The following is a 21827-nucleotide window of genomic DNA, read 5'->3' as shown; positions in this document are numbered from 1 at the left end:
ATTTCTCCTAGATCCGAGCGTTCATCAGCATTGCTGTCATACACACGTTAGCAATTAAATCAAGCTATTGCAATATTCTTTAATCAGGATTTCTTAATACTTCTTAACGACAAGTATATATATACAAAAGATTTTCTTAAATAAGTTTTTATGAATCCCTCAGTATAAATATCTCATTTTCCTGACAAATAGCCCTGTTTTAGGAAATTGTGATATCTAATTCATGGTTTAGAAACAAAAAAGACATATAACATTTTTGCTGATGGTTGCAATAGTTATAACTCTCAGCTAACTTATATAATTGCAACAGTATATTTACTGTTTTATTGAAAAGAAAGGTTGATGACTTTTATTGATTGAAAATAATCAAAAATGGCTAGATCGTTGTCTAAGATTATCTGCCAAAACTTTAGAATAAATAGTAATTTGTTTGGGTTTAGCTTTGAGTTCATCCAAGTAATGCTTGAGACTTGCCTCGTCCATAGCAAACTTCAATCATTTGCGAACAATAAGATCCCCAATTTCTTAGAAAAGTCGGGGATCTAACTGTAAGTCAATATAATTCCTAATTGATGATTCAGCCAAAAATTGCACTCCGTATATTTACGTAATTAGTCATTATTACTCCACAGTTAAATCGACTTACTTGCAGCAAGGATGGATACCAATACTGCTCGGTTGAAAATATTCGTAAGTTCGGTTTGAAGTTGTGCTGAGTTTTTTCAAAAATCAAATACTAATCCTATATATAAGCAACAGATACCTCGAAGTCGTGTTGAGGTACTCCAAAGTCGTGTTGAAGTACTTGAAAGTCGTGTTGGAGTACTCCAAAGTCGTGTTGAGGTACTCCAAAGTCGTGTTGAGGTACTCCAAAGTCGTGTTGAGGTACTCCAAAGTCGTGTTGAGGTACTTCAAAGTCGTGTTGAGGTACTTCAAAGTCGTGTTGAGGTACTCCGAAGTCGTGTTGAGGTACTCCGAAGTCGTATGGGAGTACTTCAAACTTTGTCGATGTTTGAAAAGTTTTCTTCTCGGTAACAAAACGTTCTAGATCCCCCTAAATCCCCCTTAAAAAAGGGGGACTTTGATTCCGGTTCCCCCCTTTTTAAGGGGGGCTAGGGGGGATCAGTTAGTGCCTAAAATGACAGCCAACCACTTTTCAAACAACCTCTAAAGTCCATCAGCTTAATTAAGGGGTTAAAAAGTCTAAATGGTTTCCTGGTTGGGCACACAAATCTTCCACAGTTCCCTGGATTTGTAATTTGCCTTGATTTAATAGCACAATCCAATCAGCACGGGCAATTACTCTCGGACGGTGGCTAATCAGAATCGTAGTTTTGCCTTGGCGATGCAACAACAGTTGATTCAAAACTTGAGCTTCACTAACTGGATCGAGTCCAGCTGTTGATTCATCTAAAATCAGGACTGGTGGATCGTTGATGATGGCTCTTGCTATAGCCAATCTTTGCCGTTGTCCACCAGAAATATTTGACCCAAATTCACCTAATACAGTTTGATATTTTTCAGGTAGTTTACTAATAAAATCGTCTGCCTCAGCAATTTGGCAAGCGTTGACAATTTGCTCAAAGGTGACGTGAGGAGAACCTAACCGAAAATTATCAATAATAGAGCGACTCCAAAAATGAGCTTCTTGGGGAACAAGAACTACTTGTTGTCGCAAACAATCAAGAGCTAAGTCTTGTAGATTATAAATACCAATGCGAATATTACCAGAATTAGCTGTATATAATCCTGCAATCAGTTTAGCAAGAGAACTTTTACCACAGCCGGATGTACCAATAAGAGCAACAACTTTCCCACCAGGAATAGTTAGAGAGAAGTCTTGCAGTAACTCTAGCCTCCCAGGGTAGTGAAAGTTTAGATTTGTGCAAATAATATCAGCCTTGTTAGGAATCTTCGTAAAAGGTTTTTTAATATCGCCTTGATTTTCAGGTGTGGAATCGATAACTTCTGTTAAGCGCTGCGTGGCAGTTTTGGCACGAGTGAATTCATCTATAAAGTTGAGCGCAGTACTAATAAATGCTAAAAAATTACCATTCATCCCGTTAAATGCCAGCAGTTGACCGATGCTGAGTTCTTTACTAATAACTAGGATGCTACCGAAACCAATCAGACTAATGCTGCCAATACTAGAAATTAAGCTAGAGAAGATACCGTTAATAATTCCAATCTGAATTGTACGAAATGTTTGATTTGCTAAACGACCAAATCGGTTCTGAAATTCTTCCCAAAACTGGGGAGCGGCGGTAGTAGTTTTAAGCGTCAGGGCGCCTTTAAAGCTTTCAACTAAAACACCTTGATTTTCTGCATCTAAGACTAATACACTTCTAATTTTTTGTTGAAGTGTAGGCAGAAAAACAATTGTAGACAAACTCATTACAATTGCAATAATCACAGCAAATAAGGTAAGTTTCCAGCTATAGAACAACATGAAACCTAAAGAAACTACTGCAATCAATAATTGGCTTGGCAGACTAATAATTGCTTGAGAAATTAGTTGATTAATTTGTTGAATATCTTGCAATCTGCTGACAATCTCGCCACTACGACGCGATTCATAGTAAGTCAAAGGCAACCGCAGGATTGTCCTAGCAAATTCTAAAATTAATCCTAACTCAAGCCGTTGGGCAAAATGGGCAATCAGGTTATATTGGACTAGTTGTAAACTACTTGATACAAGATTCATCGCCACAACGGCAATAATTACAGCAGCAAGAAGCTGGGTGTCACCCCGAACTAGTACATCATCTGTCAGAATTTGCAGCAGGATGGGAGAAGCTAATGAAAGCAGACCAATAATTAAAGCGCAGAGAAAAGCCTCGAATAGTATGTTTCCATAAGGCAATACACGCCGTACAAAGCGCCCAAATCCGTCGATTTTATCATCGGGTTGAGCATAAAAGCGAACCGAATCTGGCTCCAGTAAAAGCATCACTTTATTTGACCAAGCCTCTATTAATTCTTTTCTAGAGACATAACGGATGTTAGCTGCTGGGTCGGCAACTATATATTTCTTGCCTTTTTGACCATACAAAACAACCCAGTGATAGCCTTTCCAGTGAATGATTGCTGGCAGTGGCGCTTGGTTCATCTTGTCTAATATTTCATTTGATGCTCTGACTGAACGTGCATTAAAACCAAGCGCCTCGGCTCCCCGCCTCAGTCCTAACAATGTTGTTCCTAATTGACCAGTGCCTACGGCTTCCCGGATGCGATTTAGTGTAAAGTTGCGCCGATAGTGTTTGGCAATGGAAGCAAGACAAGCAGCTCCACAATCTTCTTCACTATGTTGTGTAACAACTTGGTATTTCATTTCGCACTCCAGTATTTATATCGTGACAAAACCAAAAAAATAGCAGGGTCTTATCCCTGCATGGTTAAAAATTTAACCCATAGTTGAGTCGTACTATGGTTTTAATACTTAAACTAAATATCCTATTTTGATGGTCAGAGGGCTGTAGTTATCAACTTATGTTAGTTATCTTAAATTTGTTTTGTTAAATAAAAGTCGATACAAACTGTATAAGCTTTTACTATCCTTACCTGTCTTTAAGATCGATCAAAGTTTATGGATATCTTGAAGGAAAAGTGGGAATGAAGTCTTATTGATAATTACCATTAGCAATTATCAATAAGACTTTGTTAAGCTTTTTAAAGAAAAGTAGATGGGTAGGAATAAACGTATGTTACTATGACTGCCATGAAGAAACAGCTAATGGTTACTAGGATTAAGTCGATTAGCAATTAAGCCGCACGCAAAATTAATTTAAGCTGCGTCAACAGTGTAAATTATTTGAAACGTGAACTTTGATCCTGAGTAGAGACACGTTAATCGTGTCTTTACGTTTATTATTTCCCTTCTACTAAACTTGATACAAATTGCCTATTGCCCTAGCCGTCGATAATAATGGTGTTGCTAGCATATGCCTTTGCTCCAAAACCTATTGCTTTAGCATTAGCATATTGTTTTGCTACTACTACATTTACATTCACCTTCTTAGAGGGACCACCAAAGTAACCACCACCAGACAAATTGGCTTCTTCGTTGGTGGTTAATGCAGTAAACAATGTGCTTTCCATAGTTTTAGTTCTCACTTGATTGTTGGCATTAAACTCACGTCACATTTGAAGTAACAAACATCAAAATAGGTATTAGTTAACTTCTCTTGTGCCGTTAAATTTATTATACGGTTGCTATTAGCCTCGTCAAGCAACTGTCTTTTAAGAAATATATATTATACTTCTACCAGAGAAATATTATTTAGTTAGTATTTATACAATTTTATAAATTAAACAAAAACCTATTTAAAAACAAATTTTTGACAAAATTTGACAAAATAGTAACCATTATCTTATGTTTAAACTATTTTGTATAACAAATGAAAAGATTGATTGTAATTTAAAACACAATTTATAGAAGTGATTATGTCTTTATACTACAAAAATACAAATTACAACTATCTAGAGAGATAGAGAGTAAATAATAGGAATCAAAGAAGAGATTTTTTTATACAAATTCTATTTAAGTAAACTAGAGAACTTAAATATGTAAATTCTGTCTGGGTTAGAAAAGTGACCCCGCAAAGATACTAGTATCTTTGCCTATTTTATACACCAAGAAACTTAATAACTATAATATATATAAGATATATTCATAGGTAAAAGCTTATATGGGCTTAATTATTTATTTATCTGAAAAAGCTTTTCACCATATTACATAAAATTGTTTTAATAAAATGAAAAAAGAGTAAAATTAAGAGGAGGATTATAAAGATTTGGTATTTATCCTAAAATGCGCTAGTTGATGTTTAAACTGATATATATGTGAATTTTGTCTTTACATAGCAATAGATGCAGGCTAAGTCTTGGTTATTAAGCGAAAGCCAGCAAGATTTTTTGGCGAGATTATTTGCATAACCAAAATACTTTTTAGCGCTCATGCTCATTGACCCCCAACCAGACTTTCTCCGCCTAGTCGAAGGTGATGAATATCTTCCCTCAATCAGTAGATGGACAAGGCTAGGAGGGATATTTTTAATTGGAAGTGTTGGCGCAGCTTTTAGCCTTGCTGGTGTTACTAAATACAACATAATAGTGAAAGCTGATGCTACCGTCCGTCCAACTGGAGAAATACGGTTGGTGCAAGCAGCAGCCGAGGGGACAGTCATAAGCATCAAGGTGAAAGAAAATCAGATTGTGAAAAAAGGAGATACGATCGCACTCATCGATAACTCCCAATTACAAAGTAAAAAAAGCCAAATTGCTGGAAATATCCGGCAGAATCATTTACAAAGAACGCAACTCGATGCACAACTAAGAGCGCTACAGAATCAAATCACAGCTGAGTCCAACTCGATGCGGCGGGCGGTTATCTCTGCACAAGCTGACCTGAGTCGTAATCAACGTGATTATAAAGATAAGCAAATTACGACTCAGGCAGAAGTAGAAGAAGTAGAAGCCTCTGTAGAGTTAGCGAGGGAAGAACTGAAGCGATATCAGCAGCTAGCAAATACTGGAGCGATCGCAAGTCTACAGATTAAGGAAAAAGAACAAGCTTTCAAAGCAGCACTTGCCAGATTAGAACGGATCAAAGCTGGACTCAATCCCACTAGCGCAAATGTGGAGATCGCCCAAGAAAGGATTCCCCAAGAACAGGCAAAGGGTGAGTCTACCCTAGCGGCATTGAACAAAGAAAGACAAGAACTTATTGGGCGTCAAGTAGAAATTCAAAATCAAATCAGCAGCGCTCAAGAAGAGCTAAAACAACTCTCAACAGAGCTGCAAAAAACTGTAATTCAGGCTTCCGAGGCAGGTACTATTCTGAAACTAGAATTACGGAATCCTGGGCAAGTTGTTCGCGCTGGGGATGCGATCGCTCAAATTGCTCCTAATAAAGCACCTCTGGTCATCAAAGCTCGTGTTGCCGCTTCTGATATTAGCAAAGTACAGGTGTGTAAAGTTGTACAAGTAACAAAATGTTCAGAGGGTGAGGTACAAATGCGGCTTTCTGCCTATCCCTACCCAGATTACGGCATCCTCAAAGGAGCTGTTAGAGCCATAACCGCCGATGCTATTACATCTCAAGTGAACGGCAATCCAATTGCGCCTTACTATGAGGTGACAATTGAGGCAGAAAGACCTTATTTAAAAAGGGGCGATAAATCTTATCCCATTCAATCAGGGATGGAAGTTACAGCTGATATCATTTCCAAAAAAGAAACCGTAATGACATTTATTCTGAGAAAAGCAAGGTTGCTAACAGATTTGTAGGCTTTTTCTTGTATTCCACGTCATTGAGAACCACTCAGAATTTACGCATTAGACCTCTTGCACGAATGTAAAACTAGTACCGCAAAGTGGAAGTCAAAAGTATTATGGAATCAGCTTTTTAGGGGTTTTAAATGGTTACTCTATTTCTGCCGTGGCGTACTAGCCCTCATCCCCCAACCCCTTCTCCCAAGTGTGGGAGAAGGGGAGGCAATTTTAAAGTCCATTTCAAAGTCCCTCTCCTTTGGGAGAGGGATTTAGGGTGAGGGCTTTTGATTTATAGGCTCATAAGGGCTAGAAGTAGGTTGAGGATTTGATGGTTTGGTGGACTGGGGAGTTGACCCACTCCAAACTCGATCGAACTGAGCTACCGACAACGACTGTAAAATACTAAGATTAAGCGGCTCTTTGCTGATAAATGTGGCGTAGGAAGGCTGCAAATAAGAACGGTATTCAGGACGGTTGAGGAGATGGGTTTCTAAAAAAGCAACGCTGAGGGCGTTGAGATAGGAATAAACAGCAGCACGATCGGGGCCTAGCAATGCAGGTGGTACAGGTAAGACATCGTTTTCAGGAGTAGGTTCGGCGATCGCTGAAAAGTGGGTGGCATTTTCGATCAAAGCCAGGTACTTATTAGAGTCAGAAAGCCAGGTAAAGGGGCGAATTTGCTCAAATACGGGTGGTGCAAAAACATCTTGACTACCCGCTACCAGCATGATGGGAATTTTAATTTGACTGACTCCCCCCTGACCCAAAACTGAGCTGTCAATGGGATTAATCGCAATGACGGCTTTGATGCGATCATCTTTGAGTTCGTAATTTTTTGGAGGTAACTCGTTTGCTTGACACTGCAAAAACAGCGACAAATTAAAGGATGAATTATCGGGATTGCAATCTTGCCTCAGTTGCTCAAAGTTAATATTAGCTCCTGCTAAAGTCAAAACAGTATAACCACCAAAAGACTGACCGATCGCCCCAACTTGCTGAAAATTGAATTTTCCCTGGAGAGTGGGATCGGATTTATCTAGACGCTGGAGTTCATTGAGTAGATATTTGATATCCAAAGGTCGGTTGATAAATTCTGCTGCATCTGGCGGCCCTGCCAAACCCGCAAAATATTGTTGAAAACGTTCGGCATTACTACCAGGGTGTTCTAGTACAGCAACGGCAAAACCATAGGATGCCAGATGTTCAGCCAAGTAGACAAAGGTAGAGCGATCTGAGGCCAGTCCGTGAGAAATTACAATCAGCGGAAAGGGAGGCGAGAATAATTCTCCAGTGTTTTGCGAACCTGCTGACGGCAGATAGATATCTACAGGTAGACGGCGCGAGCGAGAAATGTCATTTAACTCCAGGCTTTTTTTCTGCCAGGTGAATTTTCCTGGCGATCGCAAATCTGGTTTTTGGGAGAAATCAATATTGGAAGTGGCTGCTTGAGCGATCGCTTCTTTTTGAAGAGAAGCAAAAATTTCATCCTTTTTTTTAATCAATTGCGACAAGTCATCGACTATCCTCAACCCCTCTGTGAAATTCACCCGAATAGTATCGCTAGGAAATTTACGCAGTAAATTCACCACTGTTAAACCCTCTTGTCGATCGGCCGCAGACAAAATTAAAGAGGCACGTATGGCATAAAAGCCATTCTTTCGAGACTCAGTGAGGAGTAATTTGCCCAGTTGTTGCACCAACTGCTCGCCTATCGGTGAGTAGGTAACTTGAGATACTAATGTAGGAGTGAGATTAAACCGCTGCTGGAGTAGATCCCGCAGTTGAGCGAGTTGTTCGGGAGTCGCACGACTAGCATAAAATGAAAAATCTCGATCGATTTTGCCTTCTTTAGCAAAGGTTTCCAGCGAGTCCACCGACAAGGAAAATTCGCCGAAGGGAGGATAATAAAAGCTAATGCGTTCAGCCCCCAATCCGGGAGTAGCAGTCAAGAACGTAGATAGCAAACCTAAACCCAGATATCTCAAAAATTTTTTCATTAGAAAAACCCACTATCTAACCCTGCTTAAACTTGTTTGGGCAGGGAGGAAAGCGGGGCGGGATTTATAACCGCTTTCCTGTTGAATTGGTTTAGATATTTGAACCTCGCATTGATGTGAAGTCACGCGATTCCTGCTTCAACGATCTGTGCCTGAATCGCTCCAGGACTTACAAGTTCTCCACAGGCGTTTAGAGCCTCCGGGATACCCACGGCGGCTGTCTTGAAAAGTCGAGGGATTGCTGGGAAGACCCCAGCAGTATTAATACCCTCGCTTTTCGCTATCAATCTTAACCCCTCACTCAGAATATTTAAACTTGCGTTTACGTCTCTCAAGTTGCGATCGCCACAACTAGGACAAAACCATTCACGCAGCTTTAAATCTTTAACCAATGGGTTGATAAAACCACAATGATTACAAGTCTGAGATGGTTCCAGTAATATCCTGAGATTTGTGGAACCTTACCCATCCCATCTTGGGAAGTTTGAAACGATTTTGTATTATCTGAATGTTGCCGTTAGTCAGGTTAGTTTTGTAAGACTGCTTGCACCCATGCTTCTTTTTGAATTTAGGAAAGCCTACGTTTTTTCTACTTTTAACTTTCTTTAAGTCAGCAAAAAAGTTTTTGTACGCTGTCTCTAAATTCCTAAGTGAGTTTTGTAAGGCGAACTTATCTACCTCTTGGAGCCATTCGACTTCTTTCTTGAGTAGAGTTAATCGCTGACTACAAGCGTTATAGTTTAACGTTTTTGAACGGTTACGGTATAGCTCTTGTTTTAATGCCAGGAAGTGATTATACACAAACCTTGCACAACCAATGCTCTTATTAATTAAGACTTCTTGCTTGTGGTTAGGAGTGAGTGTAACTTTAAACGCTTTCTGCATTTTGGTTCTCGATGTATTTCTTAACTTGTGCCTCTGTGTTTTCTGAAACAGTGCTTACAAAATATGAGGGATTCCAAAGATGACCTCCCCATAACTTTTTTTTGAGTTCGGGAAACTCTAACTCATGACTGGAAGTCACGAGTGTGCGGCTTGAAGACATCAAACAGGCTACAAGCACAATAAAGCAAGTACTTACCAGAAATTTGACAGGAGCTTTGAACGATCGAAACACATCAGTAGCAAATTTTTTAGCCAAACAGCATCAGTAGAGAGATAATAGATATAGAGATCAAAATTAAGTTATATGTCCTTTGCTTCCTGCGCCTGTTGTGTTGTCGTCCTCAACCAACAACAAGAGCAAAATATCTCCCACCAAAACCAGTGCCAGGATGTGCCAGTTAACCACAGTAAGAGCACGGTTAAAAATTGCACTGTAATTGAAAATGGCCGGGTGGTCGTTAAACCCTTACAACCACCACTCGATCAGACTTCCGAGTAACTTTCAGGAATTTTACGCCTTCACTCTAAAGGTAAGACATCGTGGAAGCGATTGTAATCAATGTAGCGATGTCCATCGGGTGTGTGGTGAAAGATATCGACAAATTGATTGTTCCACAAAATCTCATTGGCACTATAGCTATGACGGGCATGAACGACCTGGGCAACCGTTTCATCAATGCCACTCAAAGAGACAATCAGTATAGTATTTGTCTGGGTTAACGATTCTGGTGTCATCCCATATAAAGGACTAAACTCATCAATGACATGCATCACTGACCAGCTTAACGTGAAGCTAGGTGTTTGGTTCCTCACCAGTTTTAGATCGTGGAACCGGCGCATGAATTGTCCTTCTAAGGTTACTTCGTCGCGCATCAAGTAGACTCGCATCTGCGCTTCCAGAATTATATTGCGACGCTGATTAGCGCTGCGAAAGATGAGAGTTGGCATCGCATCATGAGCTGTAATGACAGCAACACGGCTAAAGAGTACGCGGGCTGTAGGTCGAGAGAACCGAGCAAAGGCTAGTCCTGTCATCACAGCAATTCCCACCAAACCGATCATTGCTTCAATGGTGACAATAATGTTGGCGTAAGTTGTTTTCGGATACATTGCCCCATAGCCAATAGAAGCTAGGGTTTGGACGCTAAAGAAAAAGACATCTAAAAAAGAGCCAGGTTGGGCGTTGGCAATACAATCTCCTCCTATCAAGTAAGCTAGGGCAAATAGAGCATTAATAGTTATATAGAAAGTACAAATCAGCAGCAGAAAGCCAGTCCAGGGAATCGTTAGCAGCAGATGATAGGGATCGCGCCAGTAGGAATGCCATGCACCCATACCTATAATCTCAAATTTTCCATTTTGAACTTTAATCTTAATCGGTGAGATCAAACGCTGTCGTTTCTTGGGTGAAAGTCTCTTCAGTCGAAATTTCATTGCAAGTAGCCAAAAGAACGGCAACTACTTAGTATTGTAAATTAAGTTGCTTTAGAGACATTCACTCTAGACAATTAGGCAGTGGGGAGTAGAAGTTTAAACTTTCTTTTCTTACAGCTATTTTCAGGTAAATAGACCACGCGGTAGGGGCCCAAGCCTGGATTTCTCACAAGAGAGAAATCCAAAGGGTGTGGGAGGTGTGGGAGGTGTGGGAGGATGGAGAAGAAGTCTTACCCCCCACACTCCCCACACTCCTCTTCCCCTGAAGCCTACACTATGCGTGAGAAATCCGGCCCAAGGCCTTGCGCCCCTACGACGGGTGTGCTTCAAATATATGAAAACTGCTATAAATCAGCAAAAAAATAGGGTGTGCAATGCCCACCCTACTAATTTATCTGCTAGAAACTTATTCTTATGGCTTTAGTGATTGACCTTTAGAACAGCGGTCAAACCACTCCTGGTATTTTTTCTGGTGCGACTCATCTTCAACAGCAATGGTAACACGCACCTGCTTACAGCCGTTATTTCGCTCTAGTGCGATCGCATTCAATAATAAATTAGCAATTTTAGGTGAGCTAAATTCGCCGCTTACCGTTAAACCGTTGTCATGTGTAACTTCAAGTCTTTCTACTTCCGTCAAATCAAGCCCAGGAATTTCTTCTTGTCCTAAATCGATTTCTGCGAGTTGTTTGTGTTCTGGGCTTATTTGTTCCACAATCAGCTTTTCACGCCGGACAGGAACTTGTACCATCCGAGTTTCAATTACTTTGCGAACAATTACCTCACCAACTTTACGCTTACTGCTTTCAACAACTAGTCGTTCTTCTAGTAGACTAATAATCTGTTCTTCATGAATCTGTTCTAAATTATTTAATGACTCGACTGGGCTATTTGTCGTTTGATTGTTAGCTACTTGCTCAGTTGAGTTAAAATCGCCTGGTGTTTCTGATTCTAAATATTCAGGCATATATTCAATTTCTGATTTGTTTAAGTCTATGAAAACAGATTGAGTCGGCTTGTCTATTTTTTTTATTCTCTGGCTCTGCAACTGAAATAAAGAAGGATGTCGATCGGCTAACTGCTGGCTATATTCAGCAGTTTGTTGATTAGCCTGGTTAGAGATAACGAGGTTTAGCCGACGATTACCATCCACAATTAAATCATGAACTACTCCTACTAGCTGACCTTGCTTATCAAACACAGCAAAATTGTTCACCTTCTTTCTTAAATCTGCCAGCGAGGAGATAGTGCGAGAATTACCCTTTCCCTGTAAAGTGTTTTTTGCGATAGTTTGGCTATTCATCTGGAAAGTTTACTAACTGCTTTCTACTTAGCTAAATTAAATATATTAATCATCTGGATACCATTTAGAAAATATTTGCGATCGCTGGATTTATCCAACTCATATCCAGAGTAATATTTGCAATCAAAAACTCTAAGCGATATCAACGCTTTTCACTTAAAGGGGAAAGGGGAAAGGGTTTGAATTTACCTTTACTCCTTTCCTTTTAACCTTTCCCCAGACCAAAATAGAGATTGTTGGGTTGAACCGAAAAGTATTGTAAGTTATATCAGCTATTGCTAGCGATTAACTAATGACTATTTTTAGTTAGCGTTCTTCAATCGGAAGATTACCAGAATTCACATCTAACTCTTCACGACGCACGGTTTCTTGAGTTTCAACTGTGTCTTGATCGACCACTTTTCTAACTCTGACTTCTTCACGTAAAAATGCTTCTTTGCGAATTTCAGGAGTTTCTTCGTGGATTTCTATACGAGCAACTTCGCCTTCACGGAAGTCTGCTTCGCGCCCAGAAACAGCCGTACCCGCATCTGCTGGAGTTACACGTTCAATCACAACTCGTTCTCTTTCTACTGGCACTGCAATCCGTGCGGTATCAGTTTCAACATGCTTGCCAATCGTTACTTCTCCAGTTTTTTGGCGTCGTTTGCTGGCAATCAGCCGTTCTTCATACAATCTCAGAGTTTGATGATCTTGCTCATTTAACCCGTATAAAGCAGGCTCATTTTCGTAAGTGTAGCTATCACGGGCGTAAGTAGGAGTTGTACCTAATGGTGCTACAGGCGTTCCTAAAGGATCTAATCCTGCTACAGGGTCTAATGGTGTTGCAGCTTCTACAGGAAGGTTGTTGTAGTCTGTGGGTTGGCGATATACCCCACGCACCCGTTCTTCATAATCGTAATCAAGGGCTTGACGTTCATCGAACTCAGGCAAATCTTCAGCTTGCTCTCTAGTCAAACCAATTGTGTAAACGCGATCGACATTATAGTCGACACGGGCGCGGCCAATTGGTAGTAATACTTTTTTACCAAAAATCCAGAAGCCTAAGTCAACAACGAGATAGCGAAAATGACCTTCTTCATCGACTAAAACATCGCTAACAGTACCAACTTTTTCATCAGTTCCCTGTGTATAGACACCCAGCCCTTTAATGTCATGACCATCAAAACTCTCTTGATAGCTAGGCTCAAAATCTTCTAATTTGTAAAGAACCATTATGTTTAACCTCAAATATTTTTTTTTCATCTCTTCATATCTAAACTAGACATTTATTTATTTTTGTACATCCTTCTGTCGAATGAATTATTTACAGGGTTAAATAATCGAAAGTTATAGAGATTTTTGAGCAATATGGCTCACTAGAGACACGAAATAGGAGCATCTCACTTTCTTTTGTAAAAATATATTTAGCCTTGAGCCACGGGATTCTCCAGATATATTAAGATGCTCATCGCAAAATTTTGTATCTTTGCATTTCTACATAATTTATCAAGATGCAATTTTTTTTGAATGTTCAGACTTCCGACTTTTCTCAGAAGTCGGGACTCTTGTTGTTTAATAAAAAAACACAGGCAGAGATAACATTAACTTTGCCTGTATGATTATTCAGATAAATCTATTAAACAAATTTATGAACCAACTACTCAAATAGCTTCATGTGTGGCGATCGCATTTTATTGCACGTCTAAATTACCCACAGTATCAACATCTAATTCCTCTCGACGAATGGTGTCTTGTGCTTCCACAGTGTCTCGTTCTACTACTTTTTTCACCCGGACTTCTTCACGCACAAATGCTTCTTTATGTATTTCAGGAGTTTCTTCGTACACTTCTATGCGTGCTACTTCCCCTTCTTGAAACTTAACTTCATTGGGATTTATAGCCTTTCCTGCTTCTGTTGGTGTAACTCGCTCAATCAGAACTCGTTCTTTTTGAACGGGTACTGTAACGCTTACAGTTTCTGTTTCAATATGCTTACCAACCGTTACTTCTCCGGTTTTGATGCGTTGTTTGCTGGCAATTAATCGTTCTTCATAGAGTTTAAAAGTTTGATGAGATTGCTCATTCAACCCATATAAATCTGGATCTTTTTGGTAATTGTATGTATCGCGATCGTAAGTCACACCGCTAGTTGGAGAACGAAATACACTACGTACCTTCTCTTCGTAATCATTATTAAGGATCGCATCTTCTGTATGATCGGGTAAACCTTCTATTTGCTGTCTGCTTAACCCGTCAACATAGACGCGTCTTTCTGGATAACTGATCCGGCAAAGACCAATTGGTAGTAAGATTTTCTTGCTAACAAAATCTAAGCTTATATCAATAATTAAATACCGGAAATGACCATCATCATCAACTAAAACGTCAGCAACTGAGCCAACTCTGTCTCCTCCGCCAGTATAGAGATCCAGCGCTTTGAGATCGTCTCCGCCAAAAGTGTCTCGATAATTTTGGTCAAAATGTTCAAGTTTATGAAGAGGCATACGCTGTTCCTAAGTTGTTTATAAGGTTTATTCTCTAGTGTAAAAAATATTGCGCTAAGTATCCTCCTGCTGACGACTGAGTTTAATGGAGATATTTGAGGATTTATATTATTAGAGGAACACTCAATGAAACAGCCCTGCGTTTTCAGAGGATTGGGAAATCTCGTCTGCGTAAGTCCTAATTAAGAGCCAATACTGAAACAATGGGAGTAGACACTACAGAACCATGCAGATTATGAGTGAACTTCCAAATACTCTTGAAGATGCGATCGCCCAATCTCGTACAGCCGTCCAAGCTGCCCTTGCAGATGGCTGTACTCGCATACAAGTTGAGTTCCTGTTTCCAGAACTGAAGTTTATGCCGGTAGCGGAACAATTTCTGCCAGCGTTTACAGATTATGATTCCCGTTTGAAAATTTTCTTTGCTGACGCTGGCGCTGCGGCCCTAGCCCGACGTGATTGGGCAGATGCACCATTTCAAATTTTGGATATTGGTACGGGTAGGGCTGCTTCTTTGCAGACAAAAATTCAGCCAGAGGATGAAATTTTCTTATTCATCGCCCCCACATCCGTAGAAGTGCCGCAGTTGGAAAAGCTGTGTGAAGTGATAGGCGATCGCCCTTTAGTCTTGTTAAATCCTCGCTTAGAAGATTCTGGAACCGTGGGCATTGGTTATACAGCGAGAAAAATCCGCGATCGCTTTATCAGTACCATTGAATCCGCTTATTACGTGCGCCCCATAGACGATGAAAGTGCCCTATATCGCTGCTACCCAGGACAGTGGGAAGTTTGGCTGGAAACCAACGGCGAATATCAAAGAATTGCGGAATTACCCACAAAACCATCTGGTGATGATTTGGATCTCATTGTTTTAAAAGGACAACCGCAAACAACAACAGACGCGACACCTGCGAGAAAGCCCAATGTGTTTAAGAGTTTGCAACGGTTCTTAAAGGCATTGAGTAGTTAAGATAATGCAGAGGTAGCAGGAAGAAACTTAATCGCCTGCTGCCTCATTTTGAGTTTTTATACATTGCATTGGTTATGCTGAATGGGAAAAATTAAGCAATCTAGATGTGTATCGCTTACCCTTTATCAATGGTGCAACACACGGAGAGCGAATGAGATTTTTACAAGTAGTTTAGCAACAAGCTTTTAACTCACAGCATAATCTGTATACTGCCGTATGTAAGGAGGGTGAAACCCAACGACAATATCTTGTTTTGGTACTCCCATCGCCGTAAGTTGCTCACCTACATCCTCTTCTGTACCATTCCACTGAATCCAAATTTTGCCGTTTTTGATATCAAAATGCATCACAGGGCCAAAAACCCTACGTCTATTTTGCCAACCAATATATATCAGTTGGTAATGGTCTTGTTCTACGTCAAAAATTGTTTGAGCTTCAATTTCATTATTAGAGGAGGCGCGTTGAGCATATTCTGTAAGTAATCGCCGAATACACTCTCGATATTTATCTAAATCTGCCATCGGATAATTTCCTCCGTTTCCACATCATAAACTATCAGATTGATTTGACTGCGTTGGATAATAGTTTTGATAAATGGTTTATTTAAAAAATCGTTATAAGTGTTTAAAGGCACTGCTAAATACAAAACTCGCTCGGAATCTATCTCTTCTAATGCGTATCGATAATTAATAAACTGTCCCACCGCAGTATGAAACTCAGAAATAGTTGAAGTGCCGATGAAACTTTTAACTTCAACCGCTATTATTTGTCCTTCTCTTTCTGCCGCAATAATTCTCTCTGCTCCCAAATCGATGTACATATCGGTAATATTTTCTATGCGAATTAGCAAAGGGTCATGAGTAATTCGCCATCCGTCCTTTTGTAATGCCGATTTCACAACATGGTGAAATTTATCTCTAGCTGACATAAACTATTTTTTCAGCCTGTATGAGCATTCTAAATATATTTTGCCAAAATTAGGGGAAAAAAAGAGAAGTGAGGAATTTTACTATTAACTCCTCACTCTTAATTTTTTTAATTCGCTTGCAACGGTGCATTCAAGACTTTCTCAATGCGATCGCGCGTTTCTAATAAGTGCGCTTTGGTATATTCATCCTCAGAATTAACACTCTTGAGTTTCTCATCAAGTTGTTTGAGTTTATACCAAGCTAAAGTGCGAGCATCTTCTGGAACATTTTCTTTTCGCAATACCATATCTGTCAAAATGTCCAAATATTGACGCTGCAAGCCTCGCCGCAAACTGGCGATTTTCATTGGTTTACCTTTTGGTTGGATAACTTCCGTCCAAATACCTGATTGCAAAGTGTCAAATAGTTCTGGTAAAGTCAGTGCTTTTCCTTCGGGAGTTTTGAGTTCAATATCTTTGAGACGAGAGAGGCGATCGCTTGAGAGTAAATCTCGCAACACAGAACCCTGCATTAGTAGCACCAAGTCATGAATGGGAAAATCCAAACGACCAACTTGTGGAGAACTACCCCAATGTCGCCAACGGGAAGGTGCTAATTTATTCAGTAATTCTGGTGAAAAACTGAGGGCGTCTTCTGCAAATACATATTTTTGCAGCGTTTCTAAAGCTTGCCGTTGTTCTTCAACTGGCACTGGTTCAAATGGTAAACGGTGTTGGGGGACTCCAGAGACTTTCTCGGCAGGTAGCTCGCTGGGGTGAATGCGATAGAAAGATTGTCCGCCAATGTATTTTGTGGTGAAATATATTTGCTGGAAATAGTTACCTAATACTGTGCTAAAACGTTCGCTGACATCGCTATAACTATCACCAGCCATTGGGAAACGTTTATCGAGACGTTCCCACATCACCCGTGAATTATTCAATTGCCACTGAGAATAAAGCAGCACATTACCGCTGTTATCCCAAGCATTAGCTGTGGGGTCAAGGTCATATACATCTTCATCTGTAGAATAACTCAACTCTGGCTTGTAGGATTGTGCAGCAATTTCCTCCAAAATTGGCTTTTCTGCTAGAGGAGTTGATGTCTGAATTGTTGTGTAGCCGTACTTAATTGCCCAGTCATCATAAGGCCCCACCATAGTAGGAAAATAATCTCCTTGTTTTGTATTTTGAGGGGCGATATTTGGGGGAATATAGTCCATGACAGAAGTTGTCAGACCTTTATTTTTGGTAATTTCTGTATTATTCATCTCCTGTGGTGGTAGCAGTGTACTACCACGGAAGTTATGACGTAAACCAAGAGTATGTCCAACTTCGTGAGCGATGATTAAACGTAAATATTGATTAATATATTCTTTTACCTTGTCTGGAGTAGCCATAGTATCAGGCAGCAGAGACATTGCCAGCGAACCAAAGGCAAACTGGTTAGCAGCTTCCATGCCATAGCATAAATCGTACTCGCCTGCCATTTTTGATAAACGATTCAACAACCCCTCTTGTCCTTGCATCTTCTGGGGTACACCATTGTTTTTCTCATCTAAACCATTGGCGCAAAGTAGACGATTTTGCATCAAAGCTGATAAAGTCGTGCGATTTTCTGTTTGGCTGGGTTGGATGATTTTGCGATATTCACCCTTGAGTGCCCGGATAAAGCTAGCATCTACGAGAATATCTGCATCCAAAATTTCCCCTGTCAATGGGTTAACGCGGGATGGGCCCATCGCAAAGTAGCCATCGACTGTGTTGATCCAGCGAATCGTGTTGTAACGAATATCTGCCGGGTCCCAGGTAGCATCATCTGGCATTTGGCGGACTTCAATTGCATCCTTGAATCCGGCTTTGAGAAAGGCTTTGTTCCACATGAGAACGCCTTCTTTCATGGCATCGCGGTACTCTAAGGGCACAGCGTTATCAATCCAGAAAACAATCGGTTTTTTGGGGTGAGAAATGACTGCTTTCGGGTCTTGTTTTTCTAAATGCCAGCGATTGATGTAGCGGACAAAAGAATCGCCGCGATCGTCGTCTTTGGATAAATCTTGATAGGCGGTGATGAAATAGCCGATGCGATCGTCAGCAAGGCGCGGTCGATAATCTAGATCGGGTAGTTGGGAGAAACTGTAGTGAACGCGCAGGGTAAAGCCACGGTTGTCAGCTAGCGACCCAAAGTTTGTCACTTCACTGCTGGGGTCAACGCTACTAGAGTAATTCAAAATTGACTCGACTTCTAAGTTTTGGGGAAAGGCTTTAGCAGTACCAAAATAGGACTGGCTTGTGGTTTTTGGAACTCCTAAACCTACAGATAATCCAGCTAAGTCTGTGAGTAACAAATCTTCCAAGTCAATGAGAATAGTTTTGCGTTCTGGATGAATGCTTTTAATGGCAATGGTGTAGAGAACAGAATCACTAAACGATCGCGTCAGCGATCGCACCTGGGGATCTCCCTCACGAGTGCGAAAATTCACATTGCGGATGACAAAGTGTAATTTATCATCCACCCGTTTGAAATAAAATAAAAAATCTTGCAGAGGCATACCACTGTAAATACCCTGTTCGCCAATACCCGATTCCAGGGTTGCCGTAGCTAGGTAATTTTTATTAAGTTGTTCTGGCTTAATTTCTAGATAAATCTTATTCTTTTCTTTATTACGATAAAGGGTGAACAATCCCCCAGATTTTTGGGTGTTTTTAATTACTTCGTTAAATGGCTCTAAATCATCCTTTGCTGCTGGTTTCGCGGTAGTACTAGGCTTTGTATTTGCTTTCGCTGAGGGGTTTGCAACTTGTAAAAATGGTTGTTGACCTGCTTGTTTCAGGTTTTTTACTATCCAAATAAACGGTTGAGGCTGTACGTGTTTATTTTGATTAACTACCCGAACTTGATTTGACGGTAGCCTCTGTTTCTGAGGAATATTAATATTATTTGATGATAAGGCTGAGATTTTCGTTGAAGAAGCTTCTGTCGGTAACTGACTATTGAATTTCTCTCCACTTCTGACTGTAACCACATTTTCTCCAACAATATGCTTGGCGGTATCAACATTGTTAACAAACGGTGACTTAGCGCTAGCTGTGGCTATTCCTAAAAATAAACTATGTAACAAAATCATATAAAAGGTTAATCTGTTCATCGCATTCATTACCTGATAACTATCTCTCGTTAATTTTTAACTTTTGCAAAGCCATATAGCTTGCCCTCTGGCGATTATCTTAGCTGCTTTATATTAAGCAATAAACTTTCAGTTTAAATTTTAATTGCCATTTTTCCGCTTTGTTATGCTGTTTTAGTGTAGGATTTTTTCTAACAATTGCATCTCCTACAAATAGTAAGTATGATTTTTACATCAGACTGGGAAATTTCTGGGAGAAAAAGTATCACAAATTAGCTAAATCATAGAATTAGTTGATCTGGGAAATAATTTTGAAGTTAACACTTTATTTATATTATGAGAGGAAGCTTAAGGCTACTACAGGTGAGCGAGAAGCCGCCATTCAGAAACGCCATTGGCAAATTCATCAGAAGTAGCCCACCCTAAATATCGCCAACTCATGATTTTTTTACTATAGTATTTATTTATACTATTGATTGTTGGGAATGCAAAGCAAACTGGCATAGAAAAGTTTTTAATTCGGGATTATCAAAAACAGTTATTTAAATGTAACAACGGAAACAAAAATGTCAACATATTTATCTCAAGTTTGGCAGCTGCTGAGAAATTATGTGAGGGGTACAAGGTTACAAGAGATGCCAAAGACCACATCCCTAGAAACTGAAGCAGTTTTACCTCTAGGAAAAAATATTAAAGAACCAGACAAAAGCGTTAGATTAGCTCAAGATAATTTGCAGGAATATTTATACTCTCCAAGGCTGCAAAAAAGCTTAGAAAAATGGACAGTACCAAAGAACGGTTTGACTTCTCAGACAGACGATCGCACATTGGGCACTTTATCCACTGGGTTTTGCTTTAAAGTATGCGATCGCCAGATGCATGAAGAGATTTATGATTTATTGGGCAATGCTGCCCTGAAACCTGAAGTAGTCAACCAACTAATGGAATTGGTTGTGACTGGTCAAAAAATTCGTCCAGAATTGCTTTTTGGGCGGCTAGAAGATTTTTATCGTCGCTGGTGTCAGGGAGAATTTATTGATGGCACACCAGATGATAACCTGCCTCAGAAAACAAAGTTAAAGCTAGCGGCACAAAATATTGCGATCGGGTTGAGACAGGTAGACATATATACAGGGCTGAACGTACTGATTTTATTACTAGAGTTACACCGTTACGCCCAAGGGCAAGATGAACTCAAACAAAAAATTACCTTCTACCCATCTGCCCAACCAGACACAGACAATTTTTTCACATCCCAACTGCTGCGGATTATTAATTATAGCGATGCCCTGGAAATTGGCAACTTTAGCAGTATAGTTGGACAATTTCTCAAAGGCGGCAACTTTAGGGGTGCTTACCTCGGCGATGCCAACCTTACCGGGGCAGACTTTAGCGGTGCTGACCTAAGTCTTGCTTATCTCGGCGATGCCAACTTAACTGGCGTAAACTTCAGCGGTGCCAACCTTAGCGGTGCCAACCTCGGCGATGCCAACCTCAGCGGTGCCAACCTCAGCGGTGTTAACCTCAGTGGTGCCGACCTCAGCAGCACCAACCTCAGTGGTGCTAACCTTAGCTGTGCCAACCTTAGCCGCGCCGACCTCAACCGCGCCGACCTTAGCAATACCAACCTTAACCGCGCCGACCTTAGCCGCGCCGACCTCAACCGCGCCGACCTTAGCAGCACTAACCTCAGCCATGCTGACCTAAATAACGCCATCCTTTTCGGTGCAAATCTGAGTGAAGCCAACCTTAATAGCGTCAGTCTTAGCCATGCCGACCTTTGCCGCGCCGACCTCAGTGGTGCTGATTTGAGTCACGCCATCCTCAACGGTACTAACCTTAGTGACACAATTCTTTTCAGTACCAACCTCAGCGATGCTATCCTGGTTGCCGCAGACCTCAGCTATGCCAAACTTAACGGTGCCAAACTTAACAATGCCAGACTTAACGGTGCAATGTTCTTAGGTGCCGACCTCAGCGGCGTAGATTTGAGTCGGGTAATTCTCAACGAAGCTGACCTTAGCGGCGTGATTCTCAATGACGCTGACCTCAGTGGTGCTGACCTCACCGACGCGATCTTGTTTGGCACAGACTTTAGCTATGCCAACCTTAACAGTGCTAACCTCAGTGGCAGTAACCTCAGTGGTGCTATCCTCAACGGCGCGGATCTCAGCCATAGCAACCTCAGTTACGCCATTCTCGGTGGTGCAGACCTTAGCGACGCCAATCTAGAAGAGATGATCTGGGGTAAAAAGCAGCAGTGGGAAGGCGTGCGGGGATTAGAGACAGCAGTTAATGTACCGGAGGCATTGAAGGAAGAACTGGGACTGAATTGAGATGAGGCGAGATTTTATCCTAAACTTTAAAGAGCCAATACATTTATGTATAAGTTTTCCCCCTAACTAGAAAACCCCCAGATGAATCCAGGGGCTTGGGTAATTTTG

General features: G+C 40.7%; 16 protein-coding genes. 3 read left to right on the top strand and 13 right to left on the bottom strand.

Annotated features, from left to right (window positions below):
- Positions 1-1186: 1186 nt before the first annotated feature.
- Positions 1187-3331 carry a peptidase domain-containing ABC transporter gene (locus V7K84_RS01555; RefSeq protein WP_334835705.1) on the bottom strand — a complete coding sequence of 715 codons (2145 nt, stop codon included), beginning with the start codon at positions 3329-3331 and terminating at the stop codon, positions 1187-1189.
- A gap of 578 nt (positions 3332-3909) precedes the next feature.
- Positions 3910-4098, bottom strand: coding sequence for a hypothetical protein (locus V7K84_RS01550; protein ID WP_334835703.1), 189 nt, complete (start codon positions 4096-4098; stop codon positions 3910-3912).
- Positions 4099-4956: 858 nt separating this feature from the next.
- Here V7K84_RS01550 and V7K84_RS01545 point away from each other — a divergent pair.
- A complete protein-coding gene (locus V7K84_RS01545; RefSeq protein WP_334835701.1) occupies positions 4957-6288 on the top strand; it encodes an HlyD family efflux transporter periplasmic adaptor subunit in 1332 nt (443 codons plus the stop codon).
- A gap of 254 nt (positions 6289-6542) precedes the next feature.
- Here the strand turns inward: V7K84_RS01545 and V7K84_RS01540 are convergent, their stop codons facing one another.
- The 8 genes from V7K84_RS01540 to V7K84_RS01505 form a co-directional block, all read right to left on the bottom strand.
- The gene (locus V7K84_RS01540; RefSeq protein WP_334835699.1) at positions 6543-8270 is read right to left on the bottom strand and encodes an alpha/beta hydrolase; all 1728 of its coding nucleotides are present in this window, start codon (positions 8268-8270) and stop codon (positions 6543-6545) included.
- A 122-nt stretch (positions 8271-8392) separates the two neighbouring features.
- Positions 8393-8662, bottom strand: coding sequence for a hypothetical protein (locus V7K84_RS01535; protein WP_334835698.1), 270 nt, complete (start codon positions 8660-8662; stop codon positions 8393-8395).
- 22 nt (positions 8663-8684) lie between these two features.
- Positions 8685-9155, bottom strand: a complete 471-nt coding sequence (locus V7K84_RS01530; protein WP_334835696.1) for a helix-turn-helix domain-containing protein — start codon at positions 9153-9155, stop codon at positions 8685-8687.
- A complete protein-coding gene (locus tag V7K84_RS01525) occupies positions 9139-9315 on the bottom strand; it encodes a transposase (protein WP_442940913.1) in 177 nt (58 codons plus the stop codon). Before V7K84_RS01525 ends, V7K84_RS01530 begins: the two co-directional genes overlap by 17 nt.
- A 359-nt stretch (positions 9316-9674) precedes the next feature.
- Positions 9675-10589 (bottom strand): ion channel, encoded by a 915-nt coding sequence (locus tag V7K84_RS01520; protein ID WP_334835694.1) that lies wholly within the window; start codon positions 10587-10589, stop codon positions 9675-9677.
- A 412-nt stretch (positions 10590-11001) separates the two neighbouring features.
- A complete protein-coding gene (locus tag V7K84_RS01515) occupies positions 11002-11892 on the bottom strand; it encodes a YsnF/AvaK domain-containing protein (RefSeq protein WP_334835692.1) in 891 nt (296 codons plus the stop codon).
- Positions 11893-12198: 306 nt separating this feature from the next.
- On the bottom strand, positions 12199-13107 hold the full coding sequence (locus V7K84_RS01510; RefSeq protein ID WP_334835690.1) for a DUF2382 domain-containing protein: 909 nt from the start codon (positions 13105-13107) through the stop codon (positions 12199-12201).
- Between the two features lie 458 nt (positions 13108-13565).
- On the bottom strand, positions 13566-14378 hold the full coding sequence (locus tag V7K84_RS01505) for a DUF2382 domain-containing protein (RefSeq protein ID WP_334835688.1): 813 nt from the start codon (positions 14376-14378) through the stop codon (positions 13566-13568).
- A gap of 235 nt (positions 14379-14613) precedes the next feature.
- Between V7K84_RS01505 and V7K84_RS01500 the strand changes: the two genes are divergently transcribed.
- Positions 14614-15348 carry a DUF1995 family protein gene (locus tag V7K84_RS01500; protein ID WP_334835686.1) on the top strand — a complete coding sequence of 245 codons (735 nt, stop codon included), beginning with the start codon at positions 14614-14616 and terminating at the stop codon, positions 15346-15348.
- A 185-nt stretch (positions 15349-15533) separates the two neighbouring features.
- Here the strand turns inward: V7K84_RS01500 and V7K84_RS01495 are convergent, their stop codons facing one another.
- The 3 genes from V7K84_RS01495 to V7K84_RS01485 form a co-directional block, all read right to left on the bottom strand.
- Positions 15534-15869 carry a XisI protein gene (locus V7K84_RS01495; protein WP_334835683.1) on the bottom strand — a complete coding sequence of 112 codons (336 nt, stop codon included), beginning with the start codon at positions 15867-15869 and terminating at the stop codon, positions 15534-15536.
- Positions 15857-16276, bottom strand: a complete 420-nt coding sequence (locus V7K84_RS01490) for a XisH family protein (protein ID WP_334835681.1) — start codon at positions 16274-16276, stop codon at positions 15857-15859. Before V7K84_RS01490 ends, V7K84_RS01495 begins: the two co-directional genes overlap by 13 nt.
- Positions 16277-16383: 107 nt before the next feature.
- Positions 16384-19404, bottom strand: a complete 3021-nt coding sequence (locus V7K84_RS01485) for a zinc-dependent metalloprotease (protein WP_334835679.1) — start codon at positions 19402-19404, stop codon at positions 16384-16386.
- Between the two features lie 545 nt (positions 19405-19949).
- Between V7K84_RS01485 and V7K84_RS01480 the strand changes: the two genes are divergently transcribed.
- Positions 19950-21719: a pentapeptide repeat-containing protein gene (locus tag V7K84_RS01480; RefSeq protein ID WP_334835677.1), complete on the top strand. Its 1770-nt coding sequence runs from the start codon at positions 19950-19952 to the stop codon at positions 21717-21719.
- Positions 21720-21827: the final 108 nt, after the last annotated feature.

Origin of the sequence: Nostoc sp., from assembly GCF_036917315.1 — a bacterium.
Lineage (GTDB): Bacteria > Cyanobacteriota > Cyanobacteriia > Cyanobacteriales > Nostocaceae > Nostoc.
Note: the sequence above shows the minus strand (reverse complement) of the source record. Positions and strands in the feature narration are given on the sequence as shown.

Excerpts from the sequence above, each read along its gene's own strand:
- V7K84_RS01500 (WP_334835686.1), top strand. The coding sequence starts at position 14,614 with ATGAGTGAACTTCCAAATACTCTTGAAGATGCGATCGCCCAATCTCGT.
- V7K84_RS01530 (WP_334835696.1), bottom strand. The coding sequence starts at position 9,155 with ATGCAGAAAGCGTTTAAAGTTACACTCACTCCTAACCACAAGCAAGAA.
- V7K84_RS01485 (WP_334835679.1), bottom strand. The coding sequence starts at position 19,404 with ATGAACAGATTAACCTTTTATATGATTTTGTTACATAGTTTATTTTTA.
- V7K84_RS01480 (WP_334835677.1), top strand. The coding sequence starts at position 19,950 with ATGTCAACATATTTATCTCAAGTTTGGCAGCTGCTGAGAAATTATGTG.
- V7K84_RS01490 (WP_334835681.1), bottom strand. The coding sequence starts at position 16,276 with ATGTCAGCTAGAGATAAATTTCACCATGTTGTGAAATCGGCATTACAA.
- V7K84_RS01515 (WP_334835692.1), bottom strand. The coding sequence starts at position 11,892 with ATGAATAGCCAAACTATCGCAAAAAACACTTTACAGGGAAAGGGTAAT.
- V7K84_RS01495 (WP_334835683.1), bottom strand. The coding sequence starts at position 15,869 with ATGGCAGATTTAGATAAATATCGAGAGTGTATTCGGCGATTACTTACA.
- V7K84_RS01510 (WP_334835690.1), bottom strand. The coding sequence starts at position 13,107 with ATGGTTCTTTACAAATTAGAAGATTTTGAGCCTAGCTATCAAGAGAGT.
- V7K84_RS01540 (WP_334835699.1), bottom strand. The coding sequence starts at position 8,270 with ATGAAAAAATTTTTGAGATATCTGGGTTTAGGTTTGCTATCTACGTTC.
- V7K84_RS01505 (WP_334835688.1), bottom strand. The coding sequence starts at position 14,378 with ATGCCTCTTCATAAACTTGAACATTTTGACCAAAATTATCGAGACACT.
- V7K84_RS01550 (WP_334835703.1), bottom strand. The coding sequence starts at position 4,098 with ATGGAAAGCACATTGTTTACTGCATTAACCACCAACGAAGAAGCCAAT.
- V7K84_RS01520 (WP_334835694.1), bottom strand. The coding sequence starts at position 10,589 with ATGAAATTTCGACTGAAGAGACTTTCACCCAAGAAACGACAGCGTTTG.
- V7K84_RS01545 (WP_334835701.1), top strand. The coding sequence starts at position 4,957 with ATGCTCATTGACCCCCAACCAGACTTTCTCCGCCTAGTCGAAGGTGAT.
- V7K84_RS01525 (WP_442940913.1), bottom strand. The coding sequence starts at position 9,315 with ATGTCTTCAAGCCGCACACTCGTGACTTCCAGTCATGAGTTAGAGTTT.
- V7K84_RS01555 (WP_334835705.1), bottom strand. The coding sequence starts at position 3,331 with ATGAAATACCAAGTTGTTACACAACATAGTGAAGAAGATTGTGGAGCT.